Source organism: Calidithermus roseus (assembly GCF_003574095.1).
Classification (GTDB): domain Bacteria; phylum Deinococcota; class Deinococci; order Deinococcales; family Thermaceae; genus Calidithermus; species Calidithermus roseus.
Window position 1 is genome coordinate 24,582 of the sequence record NZ_QWLA01000043.1, and the last position, 7,338, is coordinate 31,919.

A 7,338-nucleotide genomic window follows, 5' to 3' on the forward strand; every position below is an offset into this window, starting at 1 on the left:
GAACTCCCCGACGGCTCGAGGTCATGGCCTCAGAACTTGAGTCCCAGTTCCTGGACGATCTGGTTCATGGCCTTGGTGCGCTCCTCCAGGAAGGCCAGGCTGGCCTTGCGGTCGAGGTGGTTGATCACCAGGTTGGCGTTGTTCATGAAGCGCACGAACTCCGGGTCCTGCACGGCTTTGGCAAAGGCCTTGTCGAGCTGATCCACCACGGAGGGCAGGGCAAACTTGGGGGCCGCGGCCATCAGGAAGGAGGCGAAGGTCCAGTCGATGCCCAGTTCCTTCAGGGTGGGGATATCCGGGAAAGCGGGGAAGCGGTTGTCGGTCATGAACGCCAGGTAGCGGGCCTCGCCCGCCTTGACCAGGGCGCTGGCCTCTCCGATGGAAACGAAGGCCACGTTGATCCCACCCGAGATCAGCTCCTGCAAGGCGGCAGCCGCTCCCTGAGTGGGAACCCAGGGCAGCGCAGCGTCCTTGAGCCCGATGCTCTTGAGGAAACCCAGGCGGGCGAAGTCATAGGAGCCCCACTTGGCCGTGCCCGAGGCCTTGTACTTGCCAGGGTTCTGCTTGAGGTCCGCGATCAGCTCCTGGGCCGTCTTCCAGGGGGCGTCCTTGCGCACTACGATGGCCACGGGGTTGAGCACCAGCAAGGAGATGGGGGCGAAGGAGCTGGCATCGATCTTGGTCTGGGCTACCCAGGGCGGCAGCACCACCTCCAGGGTGATGATGCCGATGGTGTAGCCATCGGGGCGCCCCTGAGCGATGGCCCCATGCCCCACCGCGCCACCGCCACCGGTGCGGTTGACCACCTGGATCGGCACGCCAAGGGCCTTCTCCAGCACAGGGGCCAGGGCCCGAGCCGTGAGATCCGTGGAGCCCCCTGCCGACCAGGGCACGACCAGGGTGATGGGGCGGGTAGGGTATTTTTGCGCCATCCCGGTCATCGCGAACAGCGCCATCCCCAGAATTGCCAGCAGCGCAAACCACCTTTTCATCGTCTTCCTCCCTTCTTCGCTTACAGCAAGACCTACAGGGGCTGTGCCTTGGTTGTAAGAGAAGCAGGGTCACTATAACCGAGGTGCCACTCAAATTCAACTGGCATCTCAGTTCGATTTGAGCTAGACTGGCTTCGTGATCAGCTCCCCCGACCTCGAGACCCTCCCTCTGCGCGAGCAGGCCTACTTGCGCATCAAGCAACTCATCCTCGACGAGGAGATCCGGGCCAACAGCTTCCTCTCCGAGCGCACCCTGGCCGAGCAGTTGGGCATGAGCAAGACCCCGGTGCGCCTGGCCATCGCCCGCTTGGAAAACGAAGGCTACGTGCGGGTTTCCCCCCAGCAAGGCATCGTGGTGCTGGCCCTGACCTTCGAGGACATCCTGGACTTCATCGATTACCGCCTGGCCCTGGAGAGCTTCGTGGTACGCAGCCTCGCCGGCACCTTGAGCGATGCCCAGGTGCAGGTCCTGCAAGCGCACCTGGAGACTCAGGCCCAGGTCGTGCACGACCCCCAGAGCACCCGGCAGGCTTTGGTGAGCGCCGACATGGCGTTCCACAAGTTCCTGGCCTCCCTCAAGGGCAACCGCCAGATCGTGCAGGCCCTCGAGCGCCAGCAGGAGATGCTCTACCGCATCGCCATGCGCATCTTCCAGAAGTACCCAGGCCGCCGGGAGCAGAGCTTCGCCGAGCACCAGACCCTATCCCGCCTGATCATCGAGGGCCAGCGGCAGGCGGCGGTGGAGCTCATCGAGCAGCACATCCTGCGCATCAAGTCGCTGCTGGTGGGGTCGGGAGGGTGAACGGCAGATTTGTGCGCATAGCGCACGGTGTTCACACAGCGCACAGCGTGTGCTATAATCCACGACCATGAACCCGGAAACTGCCTTCCTCGCCCTCGAGGAGGACCCCCCTGAGAGCGCCGGTGAGGGATTTTTCGTCGAGGCCCTGGCCCGCGGGCTGGCGGTCATCGGCTGCTTCGACCAGAACCACGAGCGGCTCACCATCAGCGAGGTCGCCCGTCTGGCCCATCTGACGCGGGCTACCGCCCGGCGCTCCCTGCTGACCCTCAGCGCCCTGGGGTACGTGGGTACCGACGGCAAGCACTTCTGGCTGACCCCCAAAATCCTCAGCCTGGGCCACGCCTACCTCTCCTCGACCCCCCTACCCCGCCTGCTCCAGCCGGTGCTCGAGCAGGTCAGCGAGCAGACCCACGAGTCCTGCTCGGCCAGCATCCTCGAAGGCGGCGAGATCGTCTACATCGCCCGCGCCGCCACCCGCCGCATCATCTCGGTGGGGCTGGGCGTAGGCAGCCGCCTGCCTGCCTACTGCACCTCCATGGGCCGGGTGCTGCTGGCGGCCCTGGAGCCGGCGGAGCTGGAGGCCTACCTCCAGCGCACGCCCCTGCGCCCCCTGACCCCCCACACCCTCACCGACCCCGAACGCCTGCGCGAGGAGTTGGCGCGGGTGCGCAGCGAAGGCTATGCCCTGGTAGACCAGGAGCTCGAGCTAGGGCTGCGCTCGGTCGCGGTGCCGGTGAAGAACGCTCGAGGCAAGGTGCTGGCCGCCATGAACATCGGGGCACAGGCCGGGCGGGTCTCCCAGGCCGAGATGATCCACAACCTGCTGCCGGTGCTGCGCCAGGCCGCCCAGTCCCTCACCCCCCTGCTGGGCATCTGAGGTGGAGATGGCCTCTTTCGCGCACGTAAACGGCCTCACCCTGCACTACCGCCTGGAGGGCCGGGGGGATGCGGTTTTGGTCTTCATCAACTCCCTGGGCAGCGACCTGCGCATCTGGGATAGTCTGGCCGCCGAATTGGCCCCCCACTTCCGCGTCCTGCGCTATGACAAGCGCGGGCACGGCCTCTCCGACGCTCCCCCCGCGCCCTACGCCCTCCGCGACCACACCCAAGACCTCCAGGCCCTGCTGGAGCACCTGGGGATTCCCAGGGCCATCCTGGTGGGTATCTCGGTGGGAGGGCTGATCGCCCTGGACTTCGCCCTGGCCTGTCCCGAGCGCGTCGAGGCCCTGGTGCTGTGCGACACCGGGGCCCGCATCGGGAGCGAGGCCTCCTGGGACGAGCGCATTGCCGCCATCCGCCAGAACTCCCTGGCCGAAGTGGCCAGGAGCGTCATCGAGCGCTGGTTTACGCCCGCCTTCTTCACGCGGCAGCCGGCCCAGGCTCGGGGCTACTACAACATGCTCAGCCGTACGCCCCCAGAGGGCTACATCGGCACCTGCATGGCCTTGCGCGAGGCGGACTTGCGGGCTGAGCTGGGGAATATTCGCGCCCGAACGCTGGTGCTCTGCGGGGCCGACGCGCCGCCCCAGGTGCTCGTCAGCGGCCCCGCCAGCCACGAGGTGCGCCGCTGGGGCCTCAGCCGCCTGGAGGGCCTGCCGCCCGGGTCCTACCGCCTCAGCCCGCTGCCCCTGCGCGACGCGCGCTACGACTACCGGGCCGCCCCCCTCGAGGTCGAGCGGCTGGAGGCGGGCGGCGGCGCGCGGGCGGTGGTGCGCTACCAGCCCGTCTCGGGGGCCCTGGCGCTGGCGGTCTCGGCCCCCGCGGGCAGCGCGGTGAACGCCCTGGTCAGCGGTCCCTCCGGCACCTTCACGGTGCGCGAGAGCACCACGCTGCCCCACCTCGAGCCCGGCCTCTACACCCTGGCGGCCGGGCCCGTCCCCTGCGGCGACTACCAGTGCACGGCCCGGGTGGAGGGCGCGCCGGCCCAGGTGGCGCCCGGCCAGACCGCTGGCATGCGCCTGGCCTACGGTTACGCCAGCGCCAACCTGCAAGTCGCGCTGGAGGGGGTCACGCACGGCGATGTGCGGCTGGCGGGCCCCGGGGGCTTCGAGGCCGCCGTCGAGACCAGCGCCACCCTGCGCGACCTGCCGCCCGGGGCCTACACCCTCACCCCCCGCCCGGTGCGCCAGGGGGGCTACACCTTCGTCGCGGAGGCGGTCGCGGTGGAGCTGGAGGCGGGCCAGACCGCCCAAGCCCGCGTGGCCTACGCCCCCTCCACCGCCCGGCTGCGGCTGCGGGTGGAGGGCAGCGAGCGTGGCGGGGTGCTGGGCCGGGTGCTGCGCGGCGGGGAGGCGCTGGCGAGCTTCGGCGCGGCCGGGGGGGAGTGGGAGCTGGCCCCCGGCCGCTACAGCGTCCAGCCCCTGGGCTACGCCGAGGGCGACTTCCTCTACGAGGCCGCGCCGCAGGAGGTGACCCTGGAGGCCGGGCGCACCACCGAGGCGGTCGTGCGCTTCGCCCCGGCCAGCGCGGTGCTGGAGTTCAGCGCCGCCGGGCTGCCGGCGGGCGTGGGGGCCCAGGCCTGGCTGCGCGGGCCGGGGGGCTTTGAGCAGGCCCTGCCCTCCGGCCGCAAGCTGGTGGGCCTCGAGCCCGGGGCCTACACCTTCACCGCCGCGGCGGTGAAGGTGGGCGATTACGCCTACGCCCCGCGCCCGGCCGAGGCCCGGCTGGCCCTGGACGCCGGGGGCCGCTACGACCTGGCCGTGGAGTACGTCCGCCAGGAGGGCACGGTGCGCCTGAGCCTGGAGGGCCTGCCCCCGGGCGCGGCGGCGCGGGTGGTGGCTGAGCTGGACGCCGGGGGCCGCTACGACCTGGCCCCCGGCGTTAACCCCGCGCTGCCCACCGGGGCCTACCGGCTGCAGGCCGAGGGGCTGTCTCACGGCGGCTTCGCCTACCTGCCCCAGCTCGAGCCCCCCGCCTTCGCCCTCGAGCCCGGCCAGACGGCCGAGGTGCGCGTGCGCTACGTGCGGCAGTCGGGCACCCTCGAGCTGGGCGTGGAGGGGCTGGAGGCGGGCGACCTCGAGCTCGAGGGCCCGATGGGCCTCCGCCTGGAGCGCTCGGGCCGCTACCCCCTGCCGCCCGGCGACTACCGCCTCCTCGCCCGCGCGGTGCGCCAGGGGGGCTTCACCTACGCCGCCGCGCTCGAGCCCGCGGCCTTCCAGCTGGCGGTGGGCCAGACCGTGACGGTGCGGGCGGTCTACGCCCCCGTCACCGCGCGGCTGGAGGTGAGCGTCGGCGGGGTGGGCGGGGCGACGCCCATCAGCCTGGCTGGCCCCGCGAGCTGGGCGTTGGAGGGGGCGGGGGTCGTGGAGGACCTCCCCCCCGGCGACTACACCCTCACCCCGCTGGAGGTCGTCCGGCAGGAGCCCACCCCCTACGGCCTGGCCAGCTTCGCCTACCGCGCCCCACCCCAGGCGCTGCGGCTGGAGGCGGGGCAGACCACACGTGCCAGCGTGGCCTACACGCGCCAGCAGGGCGACGTGGAGCTGAGCGTGAGCGGTCTGCCCGCCGGGGTGAGCGCCAGCCTGCGCCTGCAGGGCGCCGGGCTCGACTACGCCTTCGCGGGGGGGCTGCTCGAGGGGCTGCCCGCCGCCGAGTACCGCCTCACCCCCGCTGCCGTGAAGGCTGGACCCTACGCCTACACCGCCGAGGCGCAGACCTTCCGCCTCGAGCCCGGCGAGCGCGAGTCCCTGGTGGTGCGCTACGCGGCGCAGAGCGGGGCGCTGGCCGTGGAGGTCGAGGGCCCGTCCCCCATGCCCACCCCCAGCGTGCGGGTGCTGCGCGAGGGCCGGGAGGTGGCCACCCTGCAGGGCAGCGCCACCCTCCCCGATCTCGCCCCCGGGGCCTACACCCTCCAGCCCCTCACCCTGCGCGACGAGGGGGGCTTCGACTACGCCGCCGAGGGGGCGACGGTGGAGGTGGCCGCGGGGCAGACCGCCCGGGCGCGGGTGCACTACGTCAAGCTGGCGGGCACCGTGCGGCTGAGCCTGGCGGGCAGCCCCACCGGGCAGGTCACGCTGGAGGGGCCCCGCGGCTACGTCTGGAGCGCGTCGGGCAGCTACGAGATCCCCTCGGGGAGCTACCGGGCGAGTGCTCCGGGCTTCACCGAGGGGGGCTTCAGCTACCAGGGGACGGTCAGCCCCACCGAGTTCAGCCTGGCCCCGGGCGCGGTGGTGGAGCTCGGCGCGCGCTGGCGCAAGGTGGCCGGGCGCTTCCGCTTCACCGTCAGCGGCCTGCCGCAGGGGGCCGCCGCGGCCGTTGCCCTCAGCGGGCCCAGCCCCTACAGCGCCAACCTGCCGGGCGGCGTCACCGCCACCCCCGACCTGCTGCCCGGGAGCTACCGCCTCACCACTCCCGACCTGCTCGTGGGGGGCTACACCTACCGCGCCAGCGGCAACGCCGGGGCCTACACCCTGGCCGACGGGGAGGTCAAGGAGGTCGGCCTGGCCTACGCGCCCGTCAGCGGCCGGCTGCGGGTGGTGACCAGCGGCCTGCCCTCCGCGCCCGCTTACGCGGTGAGCGGGCCGGCGAGCCTGTGGGTGAGCGCCGCCGACCAGAGCTTCGACGACCTGCCGCCCGGCACCTACACCGCCAACCCGCCCACCCTCGAGGCCGACGCCGGGGGTGGGGCGCGCTACCGCTACACCCCCTCGGGATCCTTCAGCGCCGTGGTCTCCGCCGGTCAGACCGCCCGCATCGACGTGGCCTACGCCGCCAGCGGCTCGGTGGTGCTCGAGATCAGCCGCTCCTCGGCCAACGCCCCGGTGGACGTGACCTTCGCCGGGGAGCGCTACACCGCGCCCGGGCGCTACGTGGTGAACTACCTGGCCCCGGGGGTCTACCCCCTCGACGCCCGCGCCACCTCCAACCGGGGCATCGCCTTCTACCCCTCCGGCCCCGCCCAGGTCGAGGTGCGCGGGGGCGCCACCGCCTCGGTGAGCGTGAGCTACGCGCCGGAGAACAAGGCCGTGCTGGACCTGGAGATAGTCAAGAACTACTCCGGCTCCGACCCGCGCTTCAAGGACGGCACTCCCCCGGCGCTGAAGCTGCTGCAGGGGGGGGTGGCGGTCTACACCGAGCTCAAGCCCGGCACCTACGCCCTGGCCCTCACCCCCGGCCTCGCCTACGCTCTCGACCGGCCGCAGGGCTACCAGCACATGTTCGCCGAGGAGCGCACCGGCACCCTCGGCCGCTACATCCACCGCTACTACTGGCGCCTGCACGCCGTCGGCGGGCTGCCGCTGGACAGCCCCGCGGCCGGGGAGGTCTACCCGGCGCGGGCGGAGTGGCGCGGGGTGTACTGCCGCTGGAGGCAGTGGGGCCTGATCTTCGAGGGCTGCTGGGAGCAGTAGGAGGGGGCATGCGCACGCGAGGACTGACGCTGGTCGAGCTGCTGGTAGCGCTGGCCCTGGCCGCAGCGGTGACGGCCGCCGTTCTGCGGGTGACGGTGGCCTCCGGCCGCCAGCAGCAGGCCCTGCTGCAGGGCGGGGCGCTGCAGGCCGAGCTGCGGCGGGGCCTGGGCGCGGCCCAGCAGGCGGTGGGGGAGGG

General features: G+C 72.2%; 5 protein-coding genes. 4 read left to right on the top strand and 1 reads right to left on the bottom strand.

Annotated elements, in window-relative coordinates:
* Positions 1-29: 29 nt before the first annotated feature.
* Positions 30-992, bottom strand: a complete 963-nt coding sequence (locus Mrose_RS11355; protein ID WP_119278326.1) for a Bug family tripartite tricarboxylate transporter substrate binding protein — start codon at positions 990-992, stop codon at positions 30-32.
* Between the two features lie 136 nt (positions 993-1,128).
* Here Mrose_RS11355 and Mrose_RS11360 point away from each other — a divergent pair, with 136 nt between their 5' ends.
* The 4 genes from Mrose_RS11360 to Mrose_RS11375 all read left to right on the top strand — a co-directional run.
* Positions 1,129-1,794, top strand: a complete 666-nt coding sequence (locus Mrose_RS11360; protein ID WP_119278327.1) for a GntR family transcriptional regulator — start codon at positions 1,129-1,131, stop codon at positions 1,792-1,794.
* A 67-nt stretch (positions 1,795-1,861) separates the two neighbouring features.
* On the top strand, positions 1,862-2,671 hold the full coding sequence (locus tag Mrose_RS11365) for an IclR family transcriptional regulator (protein WP_119278329.1): 810 nt from the start codon (positions 1,862-1,864) through the stop codon (positions 2,669-2,671).
* Between the two features lie 7 nt (positions 2,672-2,678).
* On the top strand, positions 2,679-7,142 hold the full coding sequence (locus Mrose_RS19645) for an alpha/beta fold hydrolase (protein ID WP_275052660.1): 4,464 nt from the start codon (positions 2,679-2,681) through the stop codon (positions 7,140-7,142).
* An 8-nt stretch (positions 7,143-7,150) separates the two neighbouring features.
* Positions 7,151-7,338: prepilin-type N-terminal cleavage/methylation domain-containing protein (locus Mrose_RS11375; protein ID WP_119278335.1), on the top strand; the 188-nt coding region annotated here is incomplete at its 3' end.